This is a genomic window from Aeromonas sp. FDAARGOS 1407 (assembly GCF_019048725.1).
In the GTDB taxonomy this organism is placed as follows: Bacteria; Pseudomonadota; Gammaproteobacteria; order Enterobacterales; family Aeromonadaceae; genus Aeromonas; species Aeromonas enteropelogenes.
Genome location: NZ_CP077399.1, coordinates 4034723 through 4058128 on the forward strand (window position 1 = coordinate 4034723; position 23406 = coordinate 4058128).

Annotated in this window: 17 protein-coding genes; 1 reads left to right on the forward strand and 16 read right to left on the reverse strand. The window is 60.4% G+C overall.

Features of this window, described 5'->3' with window-relative positions; translation table 11 throughout:
* Position 1: 1 nt before the first annotated feature.
* From I6L37_RS18875 to tssB, 16 genes are all read right to left on the reverse strand, one after another.
* Positions 2–289, reverse strand: coding sequence for a type VI secretion system PAAR protein (locus I6L37_RS18875; RefSeq protein ID WP_042028472.1), 288 nt, complete (start codon positions 287–289; stop codon positions 2–4).
* A gap of 289 nt (positions 290–578) precedes the next feature.
* The gene (locus I6L37_RS18880; RefSeq protein ID WP_216992662.1) at positions 579–2009 is read right to left on the reverse strand and encodes a VasL domain-containing protein; all 1431 of its coding nucleotides are present in this window, start codon (positions 2007–2009) and stop codon (positions 579–581) included.
* Between the two features lie 44 nt (positions 2010–2053).
* The gene (gene tssM / locus I6L37_RS18885) at positions 2054–5539 is read right to left on the reverse strand and encodes a type VI secretion system membrane subunit TssM (RefSeq protein ID WP_216992663.1); all 3486 of its coding nucleotides are present in this window, start codon (positions 5537–5539) and stop codon (positions 2054–2056) included.
* A 41-nt stretch (positions 5540–5580) separates the two neighbouring features.
* Entirely contained in the window at positions 5581–7020 is a 1440-nt protein-coding gene (gene tssA, locus I6L37_RS18890) for a type VI secretion system protein TssA (RefSeq protein WP_216992664.1), read from the reverse strand.
* A gap of 8 nt (positions 7021–7028) precedes the next feature.
* Complete coding sequence (gene vasI / locus I6L37_RS18895) at positions 7029–7628, reverse strand: type VI secretion system-associated protein VasI (RefSeq protein ID WP_216992665.1); 600 nt, start codon at positions 7626–7628, stop codon at positions 7029–7031.
* Positions 7628–9166 (reverse strand): sigma-54-dependent Fis family transcriptional regulator, encoded by a 1539-nt coding sequence (locus tag I6L37_RS18900; RefSeq protein WP_216992666.1) that lies wholly within the window; start codon positions 9164–9166, stop codon positions 7628–7630. Before I6L37_RS18900 ends, vasI begins: the two co-directional genes overlap by 1 nt.
* Before the next feature lie 2 nt (positions 9167–9168).
* On the reverse strand, positions 9169–11805 hold the full coding sequence (tssH, locus tag I6L37_RS18905; RefSeq protein WP_216992667.1) for a type VI secretion system ATPase TssH: 2637 nt from the start codon (positions 11803–11805) through the stop codon (positions 9169–9171).
* Between the two features lie 21 nt (positions 11806–11826).
* Positions 11827–12606, reverse strand: coding sequence for a type IVB secretion system protein IcmH/DotU (gene icmH / locus I6L37_RS18910; RefSeq protein ID WP_042028462.1), 780 nt, complete (start codon positions 12604–12606; stop codon positions 11827–11829).
* Between the two features lie 23 nt (positions 12607–12629).
* Entirely contained in the window at positions 12630–13964 is a 1335-nt protein-coding gene (gene tssK / locus I6L37_RS18915) for a type VI secretion system baseplate subunit TssK (RefSeq protein WP_026458012.1), read from the reverse strand.
* A 2-nt stretch (positions 13965–13966) separates the two neighbouring features.
* Positions 13967–14482, reverse strand: coding sequence for a type VI secretion system lipoprotein TssJ (gene tssJ, locus I6L37_RS18920; protein ID WP_042028457.1), 516 nt, complete (start codon positions 14480–14482; stop codon positions 13967–13969).
* A complete protein-coding gene (tagH, locus tag I6L37_RS18925) occupies positions 14482–15717 on the reverse strand; it encodes a type VI secretion system-associated FHA domain protein TagH (RefSeq protein ID WP_216992668.1) in 1236 nt (411 codons plus the stop codon). The genes tssJ and tagH overlap by 1 nt, the downstream gene beginning before the upstream one ends.
* A 40-nt stretch (positions 15718–15757) precedes the next feature.
* On the reverse strand, positions 15758–16756 hold the full coding sequence (tssG, locus tag I6L37_RS18930) for a type VI secretion system baseplate subunit TssG (RefSeq protein ID WP_026457015.1): 999 nt from the start codon (positions 16754–16756) through the stop codon (positions 15758–15760).
* Positions 16720–18486, reverse strand: coding sequence for a type VI secretion system baseplate subunit TssF (gene tssF, locus I6L37_RS18935; protein WP_216992669.1), 1767 nt, complete (start codon positions 18484–18486; stop codon positions 16720–16722). The genes tssG and tssF overlap by 37 nt, the downstream gene beginning before the upstream one ends.
* A gap of 3 nt (positions 18487–18489) precedes the next feature.
* A complete protein-coding gene (gene tssE, locus I6L37_RS18940) occupies positions 18490–18921 on the reverse strand; it encodes a type VI secretion system baseplate subunit TssE (RefSeq protein WP_042028453.1) in 432 nt (143 codons plus the stop codon).
* 6 nt (positions 18922–18927) lie between these two features.
* Positions 18928–20409: a type VI secretion system contractile sheath large subunit gene (gene tssC, locus I6L37_RS18945; protein ID WP_026457012.1), complete on the reverse strand. Its 1482-nt coding sequence runs from the start codon at positions 20407–20409 to the stop codon at positions 18928–18930.
* 37 nt (positions 20410–20446) lie between these two features.
* Positions 20447–20950 carry a type VI secretion system contractile sheath small subunit gene (gene tssB / locus I6L37_RS18950; protein WP_042028451.1) on the reverse strand — a complete coding sequence of 168 codons (504 nt, stop codon included), beginning with the start codon at positions 20948–20950 and terminating at the stop codon, positions 20447–20449.
* A 1527-nt stretch (positions 20951–22477) separates the two neighbouring features.
* On the opposite strand from tssB, the gene I6L37_RS18955 reads away from it, so the two are divergent.
* Positions 22478–23395, forward strand: a complete 918-nt coding sequence (locus I6L37_RS18955; protein WP_216991975.1) for an IS5 family transposase — start codon at positions 22478–22480, stop codon at positions 23393–23395.
* Positions 23396–23406: the final 11 nt, after the last annotated feature.

Sequence of the window (23406 nt, forward strand, 5' to 3'; positions counted from 1 at the left end):
CTTATCCTGCCTGTCCGCTGCCAGATCCAATCACCACGCCGCCACAACCGACGGCAGTGCCCGTCACGGCAATGGGCTTGCCGTTGACCAGCACTGAGCCGACCCCGCCCGAGATGCTGCGTGGATGAGGCGGGTTGTTGGGTTTGTCGTGAGGGGCCAGCGGGTCGCCCTGGCGAGCCACCGGCTTGCCATCGAGAAAGACATCGGGGCTGGCGGCAATCACCGGAGAGGGATGGAATCCGTCGTGGTCGGTGCCAATGTCACCGAGCAGTGCGATAGCGGGGCACATAGTTATTCTCCATATGAGCGGGAAAACGCAGTCATTACGTATCCCCACGCCCCTTTGCAGCAGTGACAATCACGGGGCCTAAAACATGCAGAGTGGGCCACAGCACAGACCATGCCACTCAAACAAACCTGATATTTATCAATAAAAACAATGCATTAAATAAAATATTGCGAGCCATCAGGCAATAACTCGCAAGGTCTTGCGCAAAACCGGCCACAACTCTGCAAGAGCTTGCCCTAACAGTGAATCTCACCAATGGGCACGCAAAAAATTGCTCAACACAGAATAATCAGCTGCCAGTTTGTGCCTGCTGTAGCTGATAGAGCCGGATATTGAGCGTTTTGAGGTCATTTTCCAGCCCTTTCAACTCGGCGGCGGTAATGGGCTCTTGCGATGCTTTTCGCGCCTCCAGTTCACTCAGGCGCAGGCTGAATGGAATGTCCTGCATCAGGTTCTTCTGCACCTCGTAGAGCTGGGACTTGAGGTAGGAGATGGTCACCGTCTTGCGCTGGCGTTCGAGCTCCAGCAGTTGATCGAGCAGGGCATCCACCCCGGCCCGGGCATCGAGATAGGTCGGTACCCTGTTGTTGTTCACATCCTGGCTGGCCAAGGCGTTTTGCCACTGCTTGTCCAGCGCCTTGACCGCCAGCGAGTCGGGGTAGAGCATCTGCAGCGAGCTGCGCAATCCTTCCCCGTAGCGATACCAATAGAGCGGCGAGGTCTGCTCCAGCCGGCTCAGCTGGGCCTGGTAGCGGGCCACCAGCTCGCCCTCCATCCCTTGCAGGGTCTGCTCACCAAGGACGATGCGTGCCTGGCGGATATCGTCGTAGCTGAGTGCCCTTGGCAGCTCGGTGGCCGGCTGCTGCAACCGCTCGGCTGCCACTATTTTTTCCTGCTGCTGGTGCTGCCAGCCCAGCCACCCCATCACCGGCAGGGCGCAGCTGAGCAGGCCACAGCCAAACCAGAACCAGGCCGGACGGGGCTTGCGGTGCTGCTCAATCTTGAGCACAGTCGGCTTGACCTGACCCTTCTCCCGGCCCACCAGTATGCTGCCCTGGGGCAGGTGCGGCGTGGCGGATGCCGATGAGGGGCCGGTGTCGTGCTCCATATCCGGCTTGAAAAACACCATGGGCGGGATCTGCAGATCCTCCTTGAGGCCGGGTTCATCGGAGACGATGACGATCTCGGTCTCATCGAACAGGTGGGTATACCCCTCGATGAAGTGCACCAGATTCTCGACCCGGGGAATGCGGCTCAGGCCCGCGTTGTGCAGCTTTTCACTGATGAGTTGCAGTGCCCGCTCGCAGCGATAGACCAGCCGCTTGTCTTCGTGGCTGATCTGGTACTGGCGGATCACGTCGCTGATACGGGCGATGAACCAGTCCAGCATCTCGACACGGGCCCGCTCCTGATGCACCGGCGGCCAGAAACTCTCCCACTGGGTCACGATCAGGTTGGCGAGAAACTCGCATCCTTCGGTGAAGCCGCTCAAGCCCTGCAGACGGGAGCGCGCCAGGGTGAAATAGATGGCAGTTTGCAGATCCACCCCGTGTTTCTCGAAGATCTGGCTGGCAAGCTGATGGATCTTGAGCCAGTCCACCTCGGGTCGGGAGGCGTGACTGAGCTTGTTGATTTCGGCGCGCAGCGCTTCATATTCCGGCAGCATCCGGGGATCCCGTCCCACCTTGAGCGCCTGCTGGCCTTGTTGATTTTGTGACATGTCGACTTCCACAGCTTGTGGGGGCACCGGGTGCCCCCGCTTTATCAATAGAGGGATTCAGGCAATCTGAACTGGCTGAACAGGCCACCGGTGAAGGGGTTCTGCACGCTGTCGGTATAGACGCGATAGGTCATGGCCCCCTGATCCACCGGGAAGCGCACATCGAAGGTCGCCTCGCTCACCTGGGTCAGCTCCCCCTTGTCCATCAAGCGGAACATGGCCCAGGGGCCGATGAAGCCTTCGCTGCGCGGTGAACGCTCGCGAGCGGCCGGCACCAGGGTGATCTTGCTCTCGGCACCGTCACGCATGGTGTTGGGCCATACCAACGGGATCTTGGTGCGCCGGCCATGGGCGTACTCCAGCAGCTGGCCATCCAGATTCAGCACGCTGCGCCGCTTGTTGGCGGTGAGCTCGATGGGCTCGACGGCAAACTGCACCTCCAGATTGCCTTGCTGGCTGAAGAAGATCTGGCGGATGCGCGCGGCTCTGTCCAGCTGCTTGACCAGCTCGGCCTGCACCGGGGAGCTGAACTCCCCTTCCATCAGGCCGCTCTCCACCATGGGTTTGAGGTTGACCTGATAGAAGCTGTCGAGAGTCCCGTTGGGAGCAAAGAAGCGCTCCATCTCGGAGAGGGGCACATCCTTGGCAGAGCCTGGATTGAACGGATAGCGATCGGCCAGCTGGCTGTTGAACGGGGTCAGTACCTTGTCCTGCCACTCCTGGTTGAGGGAGGACATGGCAAGATCGATCACCAGTCGCGAGCTCTGATCCGCCAGTTGCCCCACCCAGCGATCGAGTGGCGCCGGCAGGCCGCGGGCGTACTGTTGCAGCGCAAACACCGGGTCTGCGTACTTGTTGGTCATGCGCAGCTGCACTGCCTTGAGGGCCGACTGACCAGGCTCGGTGGCGTTGACGATGAGCTCCAGATAGTGCTGCAGCTCCATCAGTTTCTGGTTCACCTCCTGGATGAGTGGTCCCTGTTCGCCGCGACCGCTCAGGGTGGCATTGGCCGCCATGAAGGGACGCCCGATGCGGGAGGTGATGGCCTGGGCCGGATCCCCCTCCACATCGGAGATCTTGCGGATACGGGTGTTGTCATCGAGGGTCGCCAGCACCCGCTGGAACGGCTGATCGTTGCCCGTAATGGCCGCCAGCACGTCCAGCGCCTGCTCGGGACTGGCCAGGGTCTGCACGTCCAGGTTGTTCAACAGTTTTTGCCACTGGTTGACGTAGTCGGTGACGTAGCGGTCGTTGACCTGACGGGTGATCTCCTTGCGATCGGCATCGCTCAGCTGGCTCAGCTTGCGCTGGCCCAGCACCCAGGCGTCCATGGCAGTGAGGTCGATCAGCGCCTTGTCTTGCTTGAGGAAAAAGTCGCTGAAACCGGGCCAGGTCAGCAAGCGGGGCAGCAGGCCCGCCTCTTCATTGCGCAGGGCAAAGACGGTGTCGAAGGTCGGCCCCACCTCGTCGCGCACGTTGAGATCCGGCGCCAGCACATCGTCCGCCTTCACCACCAGGTTCTGGTAGACCCGCTGATACATGGGCAGTTTGCCAAGCTCGCGCTGGGCGCCATAGATAGGCTCCTTGAAGGGAACGAATGCTGTGATGGCCGCCTGATCGCGGGCTGCCCGGGCCGCATACCAGTTGGTGTGATCGAGGGCGTATTCGAGGTGCCCCATCAATTGCTCCTGCACCGCACCCTGCCCCGGGAAGGCCTGCTGCCAGCGGCTCGCCATATACTGCTCCACCAGCGCCTTGTTGCGACCGGAGGCATCGTCGAGCATCCGCATCACCCGCAGGATGGCGAGTTTCTCCTCGCTGCCGGCCGGCGCCTGGTTGAGATCCGTCAGCAAGCCCTGCATCTGGGCCGGCAGGAAGCGCAGGCTCAGCAGTTGCAGATAGGATCCTTCCACATAGGGGCCAATCTCGTCCCCCTGATAGAGGCCAAGGTCGGCCACCAGCGGCATGCGCTCACGGTAGTTGCCAAAGGAGAGGGTCGCCTCACGAATGAGGTTGAGTCGCGGCAGCTGGCTCACACCGAAGGCGTGTTCGTCGGCCACCTCGTTGGTTTCCATAAAGGCCTGGGCCTTGGTCAGCACGTTGCGCCCCGCCTCTTCGTTCACACGATAGAAGTAGTGCCAACCGCCGATCAGGGCTGCCGAGAAAAGCGACAGGCAGCCAAGGCCGATGGCCATACGGCGACGGCGGTAAAGGGTGTGCAACCGGTTCTCCCCGGCCAGATGGGCCTCGGGGAAAATGATGCCGGAGAACAGCTGGCGCACGAAGTAGGTGTTGGACTCCCCGCGCAGGGCCGAGTGGATGGGCTCCGGCAGGTTGTAGCGGCGGGAAGCCGCCTGGGCAAACGCATCGAACGGTACCCCCTGCTGATAGACGGAGCTGATGTAGACCCCCCGCACCAGCAGCGGCTTGCTCTCTTCAATAGCCAGGGTTTCATCGAGCAGGCTGGTCACATAATCCTTGAGGCCCGCCAGCTGGCGCACGAAGGAAAACAGGGCGTTACGCTGGGCGGCATCGAGCCTGGCCAGCATCAGCTCGGGCAGATTGCTGTTGAGGTTGTCCACCCACTGATCCCAGAACAGGGCCAGATCCTGCTGCCAGTCAGCGCCCGGCTTGAAGGTCACCCCCAGCACAGCCTCACGGGCCTCCTTGTCGAGCTGCTCATATACCACATCGAAGCCACGCAGCAGATCGAGCTTGGTGAAGGTGACATAGAGCGGCAACCGGGTGTTCATGGTGGCCGACACCTCCTGCAGGCGGGAGCGCATCAGCTGGGCATAAGCCTTGCGCTCGGCCACGCTGGCATGGGAAAGCCAGGCCAGATCCACGGTCAGTACCAGACCGTTGAGGGGCTGGCGACGACGATGTTCATTGAGCCAGTTCAGCAGATGCAGCCAGAGCCGCTCATGCTTGCGGGCCAGAGGGTCTAGCTCGGGTTCGGATTGGGACAGGAGTTCACCGGCGGGATCCAGCATCACCGCCTGCTCCCCCAGCCAGCAGTCGATCAGCTGATCCTGCGCCACGTCGCGCAGTTCGGTGTCGAGCCTGGGGTTGAGTTTGTTGGCCGGGTTGGCGCGATGGATCAGGCTGCTCTTGCCGCTGCCGGGCAGCCCCAGCACCAGATACCAGGGCATGGCGTAGAGTGCCCCCTTGCCCAGATGGTCATTCAGCGCCTGCAGCCAGCGGTCCAGAAACAATGCCTGCCGGTCGATGATCCCCTTGACCGGATCCTGCTCCAGCAGGACCTCGGTTTTGCGCTCGGCCTTGAGCTGCTGCATCTTGCGCCACACTCGCCAGGAGATGACCCCCAGCAGCAGCCAGAGCCAGAGCAGGGTGAACACGACCCGTCCCCACAGCGGCTCAAGCGGCTTGGCTTCGCGGAACTCGAGACGGGGTCCCAGCCACCAGGCCAGGATGAGGGCGACGGCCCAGAGCACCACACCGAGCAGGGGCCAGGAGGGCTTCAATTTCGGCAGCTGTTGCCGCAGAAAGGTAAAGATGGTTTTGAACATAAAATGTGATCCAACTCCGACTCAATGACTCATTTCGGCATTCATTTCGACAACGGGGCCACATGGCTTTCCAGGCGGCTGACCAGTCCCGGTTCCCATTGCGCCAACCCCAGCCGGGTTGCCTCTTGCCACAAGTGTTGATAGTGCTGGCGCGCAAGCGCCTCCATGCCTTCCTGCGCCAACAGCTCCGCCTGCACCAACTGGGCATGGAAACGGTCTCTTGGCTCTTTCAGCTGTGCCATTCGCTCGTCGAGCAGGGCCAGGGCCGCAGCCACTCCCTGCTCCCCATGGCGCTGGGCCACCTCTTCGGCCAAAGAGGATCCCCCTTCGCTGCCGCTTCCTCCCTTGGCCGGCTGCAGCCAGCGGCTGCACTCGGGGGAGAGGAACGCAGAGCCATCGCTGAAGGTGAGCTCCCGCAGGGCCGGCAGACGCTGCAAGAAGCCGTCGAGCTCCTGCATGATGGCCTGGGCGACGGCAGCAAATCCCAGCTTCTGTGCCACCTCAGCGGAGAGGCGATGCCCCTCGAACCAGTAGGGGGCCAGGGTCAGGCTCTGCTCGATACGCTGCCAGAGCGCCAGATCCGGCGAGCTCATGGCGGCGCGATACTCATCCACCATGTCCACCGACATGGGGGCCAGCTGGGTTTTGTTGTCCCGGCTCGTCATGGGCGGCGTGGTGATCCCGGCCCAGATGGCGTGGCGGCGCAGGCGATAACCCACTGGCGCCTCCGGCTGGCGCTCGATCAACAGCTCGGCGACCTTGAGCTGGGTCTGGCGCCAGGCGCGATCATTGGAACTGTCGATCTCGACACCGGCACTGCCGCCGCCACCGCCGCTCAGCACCATGGTTGCCGCCGTGCTGGCTGACGAGGCCGTTGCACTCGCGGCCGCCGGCGTGCCTTGCTGCGGCTGTTGGGCGGCATCGGCCTGAGCTTGTGTGGCCTGCTGGCGCTGGGCTCGCTTCAGCCCCGTCAACAGCGGATCGAGCAGCTCTCCCTTGTCGGGACACTGGGCCAACCAGCCTGTTTCCAGCTGTTCGGCCTGCACCAGCAACTGGGCCAGCTCGGCTGCCGAGGCGCTTTCGCAGACCCTTGGCAGCGCCCCCTCGAAGCGCTTGACGATCTGCACCATCAAGCGCTGCTTCTGGGTGGCATTGCCGGGCCAGGCCAGCAGCCAGTAGCTGCCGATCCAGGCTTCCAGCAGGCTGAGGGCGGCGCCGAAAGGCGTCGCCTTGGCCGGATGCTGCAGACAGCGCAGCAGCTGGGCCAGCACCCGCATGTCCTTGGTGCGGTTCTCCAGCAGGAAGAGACAAGCGTCAGCCACCGCATTGAGATCCACTTGGCTGTGGGCCAAGGATCCCAGCTTGACCAGCTCGCTCTCTACATAGTCCCAGCGCGGCTCGTCGGCCTGTACCTGGCCCTTGATCTGTTCATCCGGCAAGCTGGCAAGCAGGCGTTCACACCAGGGGTGTTGATAGCTCATCGGGCCCCCTACCAGCGACACTGCTGGCGCAGGGGAACCAGCGCCTCTTTCAAACCGCTCAGATCGATGCGCAGCAGGGCACCGTTGTCGGCCCGCACCTGCAACTCGCGAGCCCCAAACCAGCGTTTGAGTTCCTCGATGGCGGGCAGGCCGCGACCATATTCGAGCAGCAGCCCCTGATCCCGCACGAACCAGCTTTGGGAGGCGCGGCTCGGTTGACCATCGAGTTCAATCTGCACCCGCTCCCCGACCCAGGGGGTGTCCAGTCGCAGCCTGACGTGAGTGATGCTGTCGACGCAACCGATGGCCAGGGTCGCCCCGCGCAGGGCCGGACGGGTCAGGGTGACACTGCCCTGCCCCTCATCCTGCACCAGCAAGAAAGGAGGGGTTTGCGGAGTGCGAGCCTGCTCCTGCGCCCAGATGGCCTGCCAGGCGGGGGAGCGGGCGGCGCCCTTCTCATTGGTCGGCGCCTGATCGCTGCCGATAGCGTCATAGCAGGCGAGACGCACCAGCGGCGAGGGTTCCTGCCGGCACGTCTGCCAGGCCGCCATGTCCGGCGCCGCGGCACCGCTGGCCAGCAACAGGGGCAATAGGGCGATGACGCTCATCAGTTCACCTCCAGTTTCTGGCACTTGTGATCCAGGGTGCGTTTGGGAATGTTCAGGCTCTCGGCCACCAGCATGCGGTTGCCCTGGAAGTAGCGCAGGCGCGCCTCAATGACGGAGGCCTCGTACTGCTGCATGGCCCGGCGCAGATCCCGGATGTGGTTGTAATCATCCAGCATGCTGGGCAGCAGGGCGCAGATCCGCTCGCGCAGTTCGGGCGGCAATGCCTCCAGCATCACCTCTTCACCGTGGCGGGAGTGGGCACAGGCCACCTCCAACAGGTTGCGCAGCTCGCGCACGTTGCCGGGGAAGTCATAACTTTGCAGCTGTTTGAGGAACTTGCGATGCAACCCGGCGAGCGCCTTGCCATCCTGAGCGGCAAACTGGGCCATGAAGTGCTGGCACAGCATGGGGATGTCTTCCATGTGCTCGCGCAAGGGGGCGATCAGCAGCAGACACTGACAGAGACGGTGGTAGAGGTCGGCACGAAATACCCCCTCCTCCACATGACGGGTGAGCGGCTGATGGGTCGCGGCGATGAGGCGAAAATCGGAGTGACACTCCTGCTCGGAACCCAGGGGCCGGTAGCTGCGGGTTTCGAGCACCCGCAGCAACTTGGCCTGCATGGTGGCGGGCATGTCGCCCACCTCGTCCAGGAACAGGGTGCCGCCATTGGCCTGGGCCACCAGCCCGACCTTGTTGGAGAGTGCGCCGGAGAAGGCTCCCTTCTGGTAACCAAACAGTTCGCTCTCGATGAGGTTCTCCGGAATGGCGGCGCAGTTGATGGCCACGAACGGCTTGGCGGCGCGCTCGGAGCACTGGTGCACCAGGCGGGCGACCACCTCCTTGCCACTGCCGGTCTCCCCCTGGATGAGCACGGTCAGCTTGTGGCGACCGGCCTGGCTTATCTGCTCGCGCAGCCCGCGGATCACCGCCGACTGGCCGACCAGCTGATCGCCAAGCAGCTTCTCGTGCTGACGCAGCAGCTCCCCTTCCCCCTTCATCTGGCGCAGGGAGTCGCGCAATACCGTTTGATCCCGACGGCTACGCCCCAGATCGCGGATAAGGGTGAGCTGGTTGCAAAACACCTGGGAGAGCTGGGCCAGTTCGGTACGTTCCGCCCACTGCTGCAACACGTCGCCATCATCCATCATGGCCAGCACGGCAAACGGCTTGCCATTGGCATCCTTGAGGGGAAAGGCGTGCAGGCCGCACTGTTGGCCGAGGTTGGCCAGCAGGGCCCGAAACCCTGCGTGCTCGATGCGCGCACCGCCGTAGAGAGAGTCCCAGGTACGGGACTGCGCCTTGTGCAGCACATAGGCAAGGGGATGGGAGAAATCATCCACCGCCAGCGCCAGGGACACTTCCCGCCCCTTGACCCAGCCTTTGCATTCGAGCTGGCGACCACTCACATCCAGCATGCCAAGCAGGATCCCCTTGGGCTGGAAGCTGGCCTCGAGGGTCGATGTCCACCAGTGGCACAGATGCTGCTCGTCCCGCTGCTCGGTCAACGCAAGGGCAAATGCGAGGGCTTGTTCCATGGTCAGCCCTCCACCTCGGCGACAAACTGGTGATCGGCCACGGAAAAACGAACCCGGTTGATGGGTTCACCGGCCGAGAGACGCTGCAGCAACTGCAGGGAGACCGGCGGCAGCAGGGCGCCATCGATGACGGATTCGAGCATGCGGGCACCGTTCTCGCTGCGATTGGCGCGCAGCAGTATCTCTTCGGCCACGGCCTCTTCCAGCACCACCTCGGCCCCGAAACGCTCCTTGAGCAGCTTGACCAGACGGTTGAGTTTGCCCCCTACGATCTGCACCAGGGTGTCGTGGCCGAGCGGCAAGTAAGGGATCACTTCCATCCGCGCCAGCAGCGCCGGCTTGAAGAAGGCGGCAAGCTCCGGATAGATAGCATCCTGCAGCTCGTCCGGCCGCTCGGCGTAATCGACGATGGTCTGGAAGCCGAGGTTGGAGGTGAGGAAGAAGACCACGTTCTTGCAGTCGATGATGCGCCCTTCCCCGTCCGCCAGTTCGCCCTTGTCGAACGCCTGATAGAAGAGGTTGAGCACGTCCGGATGGGCCTTTTCCACCTCATCCAGCAGCACCACAGAGTAGGGCTTCTGACGAATCGCTTCGGTCAGTATGCCCCCCTCGCCGAAACCAACGTAGCCGGGGGGCGAGCCGATCAGGCGGGAGACAGTGTGCTTCTCCTGATACTCGGACATGTTGATGGTGGTCAGATACTGGCGCCCGCCAAACATCAGTTCGGCAATCTGCAGCACGGTTTCGGTCTTGCCGACCCCGCTCGGCCCCACCAGCAGGAAGGCCCCCAGCGGTCGGCCCGGGCGACGCAGATCGGCGCGGGCAGTCAGCAGGTGTTTGTGCAGGTGGGTCACCGCCACATCCTGCCCCTTGATGAGATCCCCGAGGTACTCGGGCAGCCTGGTCACCACGTCGAGTTCCCCCTGGGAGATGCGATTGAGCGGCACTCCGGTCCACTCGGCGATCACCGCCGCAATCTGCTTCTTGTCGACGTGGGCGGAGACCAGCACTTCCCCCTGCTGCAAGGTGGAAAGCTCGTACTCGAGCCCGGCCAGCATCTCGGCAGCGGCCTGGGGATCGAGCGGGGCATCTGCCAGGTCCAGGGCTTCCCCCTGCTCGTCGGCCAGGAGAGCCGCACGCAGCTCGACGATCTGGTGGACCAACGCCTGCTGCTGCTGCCACCGGGACTCCTGCTCGCGCAGGGCATCACGGCAACGCTGCTGCTCGGCCTGCAGCTCGACCAGTCGCTCTTCGTTGTCACCGAGCCCGATCAGGCTCTGGCGCTCCAACTGGCGGATCTCCAGCTCGCGCTGGCGCAGCTCGTTTTGCAGGTGGCTGACGGCGCGTGGCGGCGTGGTCAGGTTAATGGCCACCCGGGCACAAGCGGTATCGAGCACATCGATCGCCTTGTCCGGCAGCTGACGCCCGGAGATGTAGCGGGCGGAGAGCTGGGCGGCGGCTTGCAGCGCCTCTTCATCAATGAGCACCCCATGGGCTTTCTCGTAGATGCTGCGCAGGCCGCGCAGGATCACGGTGGCCTCGTCAGCATTAGGCTCGCTCACCTTGACCAGCTGGAAACGGCGCGACAGGGCGGCGTCTTTTTCCACGTACTTCTTGTATTCACTCCAGGTGGTGGCGGCGATGGTACGCAGCTCACCCCGGGCCAACGCCGGCTTGATGAGGTTGGAGACATCCATCCCACCGGCCTGGTTGCCGGCACCGATCAGGGTGTGAGCCTCGTCGATGAAGAGGATGACAGGACGCACTGAGTCCTTGACCTCCTGCATCACTCCCTTGAAGCGCTTCTCGAACTCCCCCTTGACCGAGGCACCGGCCTGCATGGCGCCGAGATCGAGCGTCATCAGCTCCACCTCGCGCAGCTTCTCGGGCACCTGTCCCGCCACCATGCGCAGGGCCAGCCCCTCGATCAGGGCGCTTTTACCGACACCGGCCTCGCCAACCACGATGGGGTTGTTCTTGCGACGGCGGGAGAGGATGTCGATCATCAGGTCGATTTCGTGATCCCGGCAGAGCACGGGATCCAGGCTGCCCTGACGGGCCTGCTCGGTCACGTTGACGGTGAAGCGGGCCAGCAGGCTGGCATCGGCCGGCAGGGCGGCCCCGGTCGCACTCTTGGCGGCACTGCCACTGGCAGCCGCCACCTGGGTCTCGGCAGATTCCTTGACCCACTCGTCAAACTGCTGGCGCAACAGCTCGCGGTTGACGTTGGCCAAGAGGCGAGTCACGGAGCCGGGCAGGTAGCGCTGCGGGGTCATCAGGAGCACCAGCAGCATGACGCCGCTGCGAAGCTGACCATGGTGCAACTCGGCAGAGGCGAGCAACCAACTGTCTTGCAGCCACTCGACCAGCAGTGGCGAGAAGGAAGGATAACCCTGACCATAGCCATTGTCAGCCGCGGAGGGTTGCAGCAGGGTCTTGAGCTCCTCGACCTCCACCCCGGCCATTTTCAGGATCTGGCGTACATCGCACAGGGGCGTTTCCAGCATCTTGAGCAGCAGGTGCTCGATGCGGATCTCGGCTCCCTGATGGTTGACGCAGAGGGCCGCAGCCTCCTCCAGCATGTGACGGCAGATGGGGTTGAGTCTTTCCACCAGTACCGGTAGCTCTATACGAATCAAGGCGTGCTCTCCTTAAGAAAATTATTTTAATAATTCGCCCAGTTGACGCAGCACGTCCTGGGTCTGGTTATTGAGTTGGTAGTGATAGAGACCAAAGATGATGGCCAGGATCAGGGCTCCCCCCATGAACAGGCTGCGCAGGGAGATCTGCTTGCGCAGCTGATAGCGGGAGGCCTGCCGGCCGAGGTCCAGGTGAAACACGCTGGGGGCTTCGGCGGCGCTCTCGGGGGCCAGTTGTCTGTGCAACTGCCGGACGATGCGTTCGAACTCCCCTTGCCCCTTGTTCATCACTTTGTAACGCCCTTCGAAGCCGAGGCAGAGGCACAGGTAGATGAACTCCAGGATGTCGCGATAGCGCTCGGGGTCTTCCTGCAGGCGGGCGAGCAGCACGAACACCTTCTCGCCACCCCAGGTCTCGTTATGGAAACGGGCCAGCAGGGAGTGCTGGGACCATTCGCTCTGGCTGCCCCAGTCGCGGCCCATCACGGCCTCGTCGATGAAGGTACAGAGGATGTAGCGAAACGAGAGCACTACACCGTTCTCGTAGCCCTGGGCCATCAGCTCCTGCTCAATGGCCTGGATCTCGGTCACCACCCGCTGGTAGAGCTCGGGCACCCGATCGTAGCGTGACAGCAGGCGCACTCGCTGCACCAGCCCCAACAAGGGGGTCACCGCATCGATCATGGGATTGATGCTCTGGCCGCGCAGGCGGAACCAATAGTCCGAATCCATGTCCAGCTGCTCGGCATGATCGAACAGCAGGTCGCTGAGTTGCTCGTTCTTGATAATGTCCGTCGTCATCTCTGCTTATTCCTTTGATGCGATCATTGGCTGCGGATGGCCCAAAGCTGCATGTCGAGCTCGGGGAAGTCGCCGGCAATGTGGAAGGCGAGCGTGTTGCTGACCGCCAGCATCTGCCAGGCCGGGCTCTGCCTGTCGAGCTGGAAGTAGCTGTAACCGGCGTGATAGGGCAGCTGGCGCGGCGCCACCGGCAGCGGCAGCAGCGGAATGCCGGGCAACTGCAGGCTGATGAGCTCGCGGATCTTGTCGCTGGAGGCCACCTTGGTCTGTTGCAGCAGCTGTTTGCGCAGTTGCTCCTGGGGCATGCGGGCACGCACCGCCAATACAAAATCGGCGCTCTGCATCAGCTCACTCTCGTTCACCATGGCCACCACTATGCCGTACTGGTGCTTGCGCAGCTGGATGGAGACGGCGCGCGGTGACAGCACTGTGCTCAGCGCCTGACGCAGGGCCAGCATTACCGGCTCGAAGCTCACCTGTTGATCGTCGTGCCGATAGGCCGGGAACTCCGGCGGCAGGCGAGACTCGTCGGTGAAAGTCATCAGCTCGCCACAAAGTTGCACCAGGGCCTCGTGCAACCGCTCCGGATGCAGGGTGCCAAGGCGCGCCAGATGCGAAAGCTGGGGCTGGGCCCGGTTCAGGAGCTGCAACATCATGAACTCGGCCACATCGGCCACCCCTTGCTGGCCGGGCGCGGCGATGCGCTGGGAGAGGCTGCGCGCCCGCTCCGCCACCAAACCCGCCGACTCGCCGAGGAAGCGTTTGAGGGCCGGAATGGCCGACACGCTGATGCTGCAGGGCATGAAGTTGGGATCCAGCACCAGACCGCCATCGGGGCGTTTGTCCAGAATGCGGGCGATGGCCAAGGAGGCGTAGGCACTGCGATCTTCGCGCTCCAGCATCAGGCGCAGGCTGACCCGACCCACTTCGAGGGAGACCACGTCTCCCCCTTCGCTGTGCAGGTCGCGCACATCATGGCGATGGGCCTGCAGCCGGGTAGCCACCTGACCGCCCTGCCCCACCTCGTTGACGCCGCTCACCGAAAGCGGCAGCGCCAGATAGACCTTCTGGTTGGCCACCGAGGCATCGGTGACTTCCAGCGGCGTCGGCAGCACATCGTCGTTGGGGATGTTAAACACGGTACCGTCTGGCAGTATGCCGGTGGCCCCCACCAGGGCGATGCGGCCAAAGCCGAGGTAATCCTCGTTGATGGCGAGCGACTGCAGCCCGTAGAAATAGTCAGACAGCGCGCTCAACCTGGCGTGCAGCGCGTAATCCGAATGTCTTTGCTGTTGCTGGAAGTGCTGGGGCTTGATGAAGAGCCCCTCACGCCAGATAACCCGATTTCGACTCGACATAATTATTCTTCTTCTTTCTTCAGTTCCACTTCATCCAGACGCAGATGCACCAGGATTTGATAGGCGCGCCCCTTGCTCTTGACCTTGATGACCTTGCGCCACTCGGCGCTGTCCGGATCGGCGTAGCGGGCAATCACCCCGATGTAACGCACCTTCTCGTCAAGCTTGACGGGAGGCAGGTATTTGAACTGGCCCGGCAGCAGGGTGTAGTCCTGATGGTCCAGGTAGTTCTTGCCAAGGGCCTTCTCCACGTCCTCGGTCACCTGGTCGTAATCGGTGGCGAGCAGCTTGGAGTCTTCCGCCAGCACCACCACCTGAAACTCGATGGGCGCCGCCTCCCCGCTCTCGTTGGGGTTGACGTCCGGCTCCGCCAGCAGGCTCAGCCCCAGGGTGGAAGGTTGATCATCATTGCTGCCCACCTGGATGTCCGGGTTCATGGCCACGTCGGCCATCTTGCCCATGGTGGTACAGCCCGCCAGGGCCAGCAGAGCCGCCCCCAGCATCAGCGCGCGTATCATCAAATCAGTCCCTGTTGCTGACGCACGGCCTGGTCATAGGCCTGGGCATAAACCTGGTGGAACAGCTTGTCGAACCCCTGCTGACGGGCAGAAGTGAGTTCGCGGTAGTAGTGCTGGTACATGTTCCAGGCCCAGCCCTCGTCGGCCATGCCCGGCGCGCCGCTGCGGCGGTAGTGTTCGAACCGGCCGAGCAGCGCCTGGGGCGAGAAGGCTTGCAGAATGCTGTCCAGCGCCGCGCCGATGGCCTGCTGGTTTGCCACGTGGTGGATGCGCACATTGTGCAGACTCTCGGCCACCGCCGCCGGCGCACTCAGGTGGACCGGGCTCTTCTGCTCGGCAAACAGCACCGCCAGGGTCTCGTCATAGTCAAGGCCCAGGCGCAGCGGGTTGTCCTCGATGGGGCGCAGGTGCTTGTCTGCCAGCGCCGCCTGTTCGGTTTGCAACTGCAGCAACCCCTCCACCATGGCCCGCACCGTCTTGCCCATCTCTTCGAGCATGTCGTGGGCCTGTTGGGTGTCCTGCAGTTGCAGGGATTGACCCAAACCGCGCATCAGCGGCGTCAGGGCCACATGGTCAACACCATCCAGGGAGGGCTGATAGTCGGGATGGGTCTCGATGTTCGGCATATCCAGAAATTCTTGGTTCATGGTGTTCTCGACGGCAGAAAAGGGGGCCAGGGATACGGGATCCGTATCCGGTTGGGAGTGCAACTGCGCCTGCAGGCGGGCATCCGCCAGCGGGGCCGAGGCTGCGCGCTCCTGCTGCAATGCCAGCAAGGGATCGGCAGCCAGGGTGCGTGGATCGTCCATGGTCCGGGCGGGTTCATCCCCGGCCAGCCACTCGTCGAGCTGCTCGGCGGGGCGAGTGCCCAGCACCTGCTGCAGGCTCTGTTCGGGAGAAACGGCGCCCAGATAGGCTCGCAACCGGAACGGGCCGACGATCAGCTCGTCGCCCTGTTCGAGGTGTACCTTGCGGGCCCACCCGATGGGCGAGGTGGCACCATTGATATAGGTCTGTCCGCTCAGATCACACAGGCAGAAGCGACCGTCATGCAGTTCGATCCGGGCATGGGCCGGCAACACGGCCCCCAGTCTGTCCCGCAGCTGCCAGTCATCCTGCTCGGAGGCTCCCAGGGTGCCCCCCGTCTCGTCGAAGCGGTACTGCACCTGCTGGCTGCCGTCGAGCTGTTCGCTGTTGAGCACCACCAGGGATAGTTGCTGGTTAAAATCGTCCACATTCACTCCTGCACTTGTTCCTACACTTAATTTCCTGCGCTTATTCCTGTACACAGATGGTCACGAACGGATCACTCGGTGGCTGACCGAGAAAGGTACTCCACCCCAGGCGCGCGCTCTGCTCCTCCCCCAGACGCAATCCCCTGGCCTGTTCCTGGCCGAAGCCAAGTCGCAGATCCCAGGCCAACTGGTCTCGCAGGATGAAGGAAACAAAGGTCACCAGGGCATGGAAGTGCTCCCCGTTCGGGAGAAACCCGAGAAACTGGCTAAAACTCAAATCGTTGATCTTCAATAAAAACTTGCCAGCACAATCGTTCACCTTGTCGCCGATGACGAAATCCCCTCCCAGGGTGGCGCAGGCCTGGCCCAGCCGGTTTTGCTGATCCGGATGGATGGGCACCTTGCGCCACTGCCAGGCACTCACCTCCACGTCCGCCAGATCGAAACAGTGGGCCACCAAACCAGCTACCACTTCGGGGGAGCGGCTGGGGCTGGCCAGGAGCCCTGCATAGGAGAGCATCTTGGCGCGGTTGACCGGCAGGCTGCGGCAGACGGCCTCATTACCGAGCCCCACCAGGGCGAACATCAGGCGGGAAAAACCATCCTCCCCGTTGTCCTGAAAGCGCACGTGGTAGCGATACTTGCGCCAGAGGCGGTGCAGCAGGGTCAGCAGGCGGTGGTGGAAAAAATCCAGAAACAGGCCGAGCTTCTGCTCCCCTTGGGCGTATTCCCACGCCAGGGAATCCAGGTAGTAGCCGGGCATGGGAGACTGGCTGCCGTGCAGACCGAGAAACGCCACTTCAAGCTCGTGGCGTCCCTGTGCGTCCTGGCCAATCTGCAACACGTCGCTGGTGGGAAAGCCTAGGGAGGCAGTCGCCTTGAAACGGATGTTCTCGTTCCCCGGCAGATAGTCGAGCCCTCGCTCCTGATCGGCACCATCCAGCCGGTTGAGCAACTCCACCAGCTGGAAGAAATTGAAACGCGGTGCGTCCTTGCCGGACGTCACATCAGGGAGTGTTGACCGATCTGGACTGGCCACTGGTAACGCTCCTTGTTGTCGAGATTGACCACCTCAAGCAGGTGGAAGGCATTGACGCTGGCATACAGCGAGAAAAAGTGGGCCAGCACGGTACTGAAGAGATAAAGCTCCCCTTCGCTGCCAAAGGCGGACTGGCGAATTGAGAGCTGTGACTTGAGCCCGCGCACCGGCATGCCGCGCACCAGACGGTCAACCGGATTGGTCTTGATCTCCTCGATCCCCGCCAGACGCTTGCGCGACGCCTGCTCCGCCTGCTTGTCGTGCAGCGCGGGAAAGTCATAGGTGCGCAGCACCTGCACCAGCGCATCGCGCCGCAGCAGGGAGACATAGTTCAGCGACAGGTTGGAGATGAGGGTCCAGTGCAAACTGCCGTCGAGGGCCGGACGCAGTGGCCGGGTCGGCCTGATGAGATTGCGGAAGGTTGCAAACGAGGGTGAACTGCCGGTCGGCACACAGATGCTGCCCACCTTGAGCCGCGCGGCACGAGAGCGGTTGGTACAGGTCAGGGTGACCGAGATCGACTCGTCAAGCTCGTGGGTAACCGTCTCGTCCCCGCGCACGAACGACAGATAGTGATCGAAGCCATCCCCGCTCACCGACTCCTTGACCCGTACCCGGTAGTAAAGTGCCAGTCGTTGCTTGGCCCGCTCAATCTGGTGCTGGAAGCTCTCGAACGGTTGATAGATGCGCGGCGTACCGCGCGAGCGACCCTGGTTGCCCTCGACCCACCCCTCGACGTCGTCGACCGAGAAGATCTCGAAGCTGTCCGCATGGCGATAGCTCGCCTTGAGCGGATACTCCGCCTGACGCCCATTGAGGTTGACCGGTTCGCTGTCGTGCTGGAACAGGTTGATGGCCGGCACACAGTTGAGCATGAAGGAGTCGGGACGGATCTTGAGCTCCGCCGGCAGGGGCCGATCGAAGCAGAAGTGAAGTTTGAATTCGCTCACTGGCAACGGCTGTTTCGGCCAGTCGCCACCGGCGAGTTCGAAGAACAGAAAGCTTTCCGGGAAGCAGAAATACTCCTGCAGGATCCGGTAGCCGGAGTAGACGTTGTTCGGATAAGGCAACAGCGCATCGTCGCGCTCGAAGCCGACCGGTTTAAGCGCACTGGCCTCCTGGCGAAAGCGCTTTCCGTCGATCTCGAGCTCAATGTGGGAAAGCTGGTTGGAGAGCCAGAAGTAGAGCTCATAGGCGGTGTAGCTGTCACCACCGAGGTACAGGCGCAACTTGTCCAGTTGCAGCTCGCTCAGCGGCAAGGGGGCATGCAGGGAGATGTCCAGCGAGATGGTGGAGAGATCGTTGCCGCTTTGGGCCGCGATATGACGAATATCCGCCGGATAGACCCAGGTATCGTGACAGGTACGGAAATGACAGGTCACCTCGTCCAGAGGCAGACTGTCGAGCTGGCATCCCTGCTTGACCAGCGCAGGCTGGGCAATGGCGCCCGGAATGACCGAAAACTGCATGATGGTCATGCTGGGCACGGGACGCAAATAGTTGGGCCAGAGCATATTGAGCAGACCATGGGTCAGCTCGGGAAACTCATCCTCTATCTTGGCGCGCAGATTGCCGGTGAGAAACGCGAAGCCTTCCAGCAGGCGCTCCACATCCGGATCGGAATTTTGCTCCGACAGAAAGCGGGTGAGCTCGGGATGGCTATCTGCAAATTCGCGCCCTTGCAGGCGCAAAAATGCCAACTCATCCCTGAAGTAATGTTCCAGCGACATTGATCAGACCATGCGGTAGTGACGGTGACTGTCCATATGGACGTTGAACGAGGTAACCTGCTCGATATGCTCCAGCCTCACGTGGGCCGTCACCTGAAACGACATCTCAAGCGGAGTCGCCTGATAGTCGGGTGAACGGACATCCACATGAATGATCCGCGGTTCATAACGGCGGATGCACTGCCGGATCGCCTCGCGGATCCGCCCCTTGATATCCGCACTGCCCTGGGTCGCGTCATTGAGATCGATGACACCCAGATCGGGAGCACTGCGGCAATTGCCGGGACGGGTATTGAGGATCTGTTCGAGCTGCCGTTTGACAGACTCGACCAGCTCATCCGCTTCCGAACGGGGGGAAGAGACCAGCCCCTCCCCCCGGATACGATCAAACAGACTGGCCGCATTTCCTCTATCCCAGGAAGAGAGATGCGGCATCGGGCATTATTCCTTGTCCAGTCGACCTACCAGAGACAGCTCGAAGCTGGCTCCCATGTACTTGAAGTGCGGGCGCACGGCCATGGCGACCTGATACCAGCCCGGTTCCCCTTCCACGTCCAGCACCTTGATCTGGGCGGCACGCAGCGGGCGACGGCTGCGTACGTCTGCCGGCGGGTTCTCCTGATCGGCAACGTACTGCTTGATCCAGCCATTGAGCTCGCGCTCCAGATCCTGACGCTCCTTCCAGGAGCCGATCTGCTCGCGCTGCAGCACTTTGATGTAGTGCGCCAGACGGTTGATGATGAACATGTAAGGCAGCTGGGTACCCAGCTTGTAGTTGGTCTCGGCCTCTTTGCCTTCCTTGGTGTTCGGGAAGACCTTGGGCTTTTGCACCGAGTTGGCGGAGAAGAAAGCGGCATTGTCGCTGTCTTTGCGCATGGTCAGGGTGATGAAACCCTCTTCCGACAGCTCATACTCGCGGCGGTCGGTGATCAGCACTTCGGTCGGGATCTTGGCTTGCAGCTGACCCATGGCCTCATAGACATGCACCGGCAGATCATGGATGGCACCACCACTCTGGGGACCGATGATGTTCGGGCACCAGCGATACTTGGCGAAACTGTCGGTCAGGGAAGTGCCCATCAGGTAGGCGGTGTTGCCCCACAAATAGTGATCGTGATCCGAGCTGATATCTTCCCGGTAGTTGAAGCCCTTGATGGGGTTCTCGGTCGGATCATACGGCAGACGCGCCAGGAAGCGCGGAGCGGTCAGCCCCAGATAACGGGCATCTTCGGATTCACGCAGTGAACGCCACTTGGTGTAGGCCGGGCCTTCGAAGACCGACTTGAGATCCTTGATGGAGGGCAGATCGGTGAAGCTGTCGACACCGAAGAAGGCAGGCGCAACGGAGGAGATGAAAGGCGCATGGGCCATGGCACCGACGGCGCTGACATACTGCATCAGCTTGATATCGGGCGAGCTGTGGGTAAAGGCATAATCGCCGATCACGGCCCCGATGGGCTGACCACCAAACTGGCCATAGCCAGTGGAGTAAACATGCTTGTAGAGACCGGATTGAGTGATTTCGGGTGAAAATTCGAAATCTTCCAGCAGCTCTTCCTTGGTCGCATGAAGCACCTGGATCTTGATGTTTTCACGAAAATCGGTGCGATCCACCAGCAATTTCAGCGAACGCCAAGAGGACTCCATCTCCTGCAGCTCCTTGGCATGCAGGATAACGTCCATCTGCTTGCTCAGCTTCTTGTCGAGCTCGACAATCATGCTGTCGACCAGCGCCTTGTTGACCGGCTCAGCCGTGCTACCACTGTCCAGAATGTTGGCGATCAGGGCGGCGACGCCTTGTTTGGCAACACTGTATCCCTCGTCAACCGGGGTGATACGAGCCTGCGCCATGATTTCGTCCAGCAGGGAGGACGAGGAGGCGGCACTCGCCCCCGCTTGAACCTGTTCTTCGACCAAAGACATGTTTATTCCTTTCTCGTCAATCAATACAACCCGCCGATCACTCGGCTGGCTTAATCAAATCCAGCTCCTTGAGCAGTTGCTCACGAGCCTCATCACTGGACAGCAGATCCTGCAAACGATTGCGGAAGGCAGGAATATTTCCCAGCGGCCCTTTCAGGGCAACCAGTGCCTCGCGCAGTTCCAGCAGCTTGCGCAGCTCGGGAACCTGCTGGGCCACGCTGTCAGGGGTGAAGTCTTCCAGAGACTGGATCTTGATCGACACCGGCAGTTCGTCCTGGCTGTTCTCCTCCAGGCGGTTGGGAACGGCAAACTTCAGCTCCAGTGCGGACTCTTTCATGACGGAAGAGAAGTTATTCTTGTCGATTGAGACGGTTTGGCGCTCCTCGATGGGAGTGTCTTCGGTACGCCCTTTCATATTACCGACCACCATCATGGTCAACGGAAGTTCTATTTCCGCTTGCTGACCACCGGTTGCCGGCACATATTTGATATTAATACGCTCTTTGGGCGCGACAGTGGCGCCATCAATTCCTTTTCCCATGCTCTAAATACCAAGTTAAGGGTCACATCAAGGCCCTAAAGCTTATAGCCAACATCCTCCCCATCAACTGTAAGATATGACAGTTGACGGCCACGCCGATATAACCGACGAAAGATTCATTGGCCGACGGTGCATTTTCGACACACTAAAGCAAATGCTCTAAATATCGAAAATGCAATATCTTTCTTGTTATCTATAACAACAACCCGATTACGCCTCTATTCTGTGTTAGAGGTCATTAGGCACAAGAGCCATTTGCGCCGCATGGTATATGCATGCATTATTTGCAGTCAATTGATTATTTATTGACGATGCAGTGACCAGCAAAAGCCGTTCACATAAAATACTTATAAAACAAATACTTATAACACCACACAGCAAATTAAAAATAAATAATCACGATCAATTAAAATCTACTAATTGCACACAAATATTGAGTGATTTTGCCGATTTAAACGTCAATAAAGGTAACTGTCATATAACTATCATCATCATTGCGACAAGAGTGGACGCAGTAACGCTGAGCGCCAACAACAAATTGATAACACAATAAGGTTGTGGAGCTTACCATTCATGATGATAAATGATTACTTCACTGCACTTATATTCCACCCTGGATAACGCATTATTCAACGCCATATCGCTTTATTGACAAGATGATAAAATCATCTGCCATCATAACAATCTCAGTATCCCATGGGGTTGTTATCAGACATCCAACGACCTTCACAGACTTGACATATCCATGTCATTTTCAGCCCGTCTATATCCCTTCTTTATTTCTGTGGCCGCTCAAAAAAGTCGCGGTGAGTAATCCAGAAGATCACCCAAGAACAGTGCCTCATCCGAGGTCCATCCAGATCATGGTGGAGTAGCTTGCTTCGTGTCAGGAAGGAAGATCTGTATCTGGAAACTGCTCAACCCAAAAGGGATCACAATGAAGCCACTCATAGTGGTGAGTGAGAGAGGATTTTTGAGGAAGCGCGATTGGCTGCATCTCTCACCCCTAGGCAGGCACCACTACTCAGTTTTTGAACGAATCAAGTAGGACAAGGGGCTGTTCGAGACTTGTCGAGTTAAGGATGGATGATCTCGCCACCAAGCACATTGCCATATATATGGTCAATTTTTAACCCAACAAAGGCTCTGTATCCGTTATCACTCCAGGCAGCATCAGACATAATGCAAAAGATGGAAGGATAGTATCGATGAAATGATCACAAAAATAGACTCGAATAGAGATCGAATTGGGCAATCTTTCATCTTCACTACCAGTAGAACAGTAGAACGAGGTTAATTTATGTACTTTGGATTCTGAGCTTGTTTGCTACGCAGTTATTGATACCGCTCATGAATTTTTTGTTGCTGTGAGCGTCTGTTGCTCGCTCACAACCTTTAATGGAGTGAGGCAAAGGAATAAGATATGTTGAGTTTTGCTCGGCGTTGTTGCCCAAATCGATGAAGCTTGAGTGGAACTAACTGAGGACTCGGTGATCTGATCATCACCATCCTCTTCAAGTCTGCATTATGGGCACGTCGCTTCACCCCATCACCAACTGGCCTAAATACAACAAGTCTTTGATTAATCGTGGTTCACTCACCTTCTGGGTTGATGCCGAGGCCATGAGCAACTGGTTTCACCACGACCATCATGGACGGCGGGGCCGTAGCCAGCTCTACACCGACCAAACCATCGCCACCTTCCTGATGCTCAAGGGGATGTTCAACCTCACTCTGCGGGCAACCCAGGGACTACTAGACTCCCTGTTCGAGTTGATGAATGTGCCGTTGTGTGCACCGGACTATAGCTGTGTCAGCAAGCGAGCACGTACGGTGACAGTGGCCTATCGACAGCCCCCAAAGGGACGCATTACCGACTTGGTTATCGACTCAACCGGGCTGAAGGTGTTTGGTGAAGGCGAGTGGAAGGTCAGAAAACACGGCGCCGAAAAACGGCGAGTCTGGCGCAAGTTGCATCTGGCAGTAGACCCGGTAACCCACGATATCGTGGCGGCGGAGGTGTCATTAGAAAATGTCCATGATGCCGAGGTGTTGCCGACCTTGCTCAATCCACTGCGGCGCAAGCTGGGACGAGTTTATGCAGATGGCGCCTATGACAGCAAAGCCAGCCATCAGCTTATCTCGCGCAAAGGGGCGACAGCCTGTATCCCGCCTCGCAAGAGCGCGGGGTTATGGAAAAAAGGACATCCAAGAAATGACGTTGTGCTGGTGATACGCAAGGAAGGGCTGGCGCACTGGAAGAAGATATCGGGGTATCACCGTCGCTCACTGGCAGAGACGGCGATGTATCGGTTCAAGCAGTTGCTGACGGGGAAAATCAGTCTGCGTAACTACAATGGTCAGGTGGGAGAAGTCATGGCGTATGTCAGCGCCATAAACAAACTGAATACCTTGGAACTACCTGTCAGACAGCCCCGAGTGTAGCGGTCACCCAG

Coding starts and splice junctions, on each gene's coding strand:
- I6L37_RS18875 (WP_042028472.1), bottom strand. CDS start 289: ATGTGCCCCGCTATCGCACTGCTCGGTGACATTGGCACCGACCACGAC.
- I6L37_RS18880 (WP_216992662.1), bottom strand. CDS start 2,009: ATGTCACAAAATCAACAAGGCCAGCAGGCGCTCAAGGTGGGACGGGAT.
- tssM (WP_216992663.1), bottom strand. CDS start 5,539: ATGTTCAAAACCATCTTTACCTTTCTGCGGCAACAGCTGCCGAAATTG.
- tssA (WP_216992664.1), bottom strand. CDS start 7,020: ATGAGCTATCAACACCCCTGGTGTGAACGCCTGCTTGCCAGCTTGCCG.
- vasI (WP_216992665.1), bottom strand. CDS start 7,628: ATGAGCGTCATCGCCCTATTGCCCCTGTTGCTGGCCAGCGGTGCCGCG.
- I6L37_RS18900 (WP_216992666.1), bottom strand. CDS start 9,166: ATGGAACAAGCCCTCGCATTTGCCCTTGCGTTGACCGAGCAGCGGGAC.
- icmH (WP_042028462.1), bottom strand. CDS start 12,606: ATGACGACGGACATTATCAAGAACGAGCAACTCAGCGACCTGCTGTTC.
- tssK (WP_026458012.1), bottom strand. CDS start 13,964: ATGTCGAGTCGAAATCGGGTTATCTGGCGTGAGGGGCTCTTCATCAAG.
- tssJ (WP_042028457.1), bottom strand. CDS start 14,482: ATGATACGCGCGCTGATGCTGGGGGCGGCTCTGCTGGCCCTGGCGGGC.
- tssF (WP_216992669.1), bottom strand. CDS start 18,486: ATGTCGCTGGAACATTACTTCAGGGATGAGTTGGCATTTTTGCGCCTG.
- tssE (WP_042028453.1), bottom strand. CDS start 18,921: ATGCCGCATCTCTCTTCCTGGGATAGAGGAAATGCGGCCAGTCTGTTT.
- tssC (WP_026457012.1), bottom strand. CDS start 20,409: ATGTCTTTGGTCGAAGAACAGGTTCAAGCGGGGGCGAGTGCCGCCTCC.
- tssB (WP_042028451.1), bottom strand. CDS start 20,950: ATGGGAAAAGGAATTGATGGCGCCACTGTCGCGCCCAAAGAGCGTATT.
- I6L37_RS18955 (WP_216991975.1), top strand. CDS start 22,478: ATGGGCACGTCGCTTCACCCCATCACCAACTGGCCTAAATACAACAAG.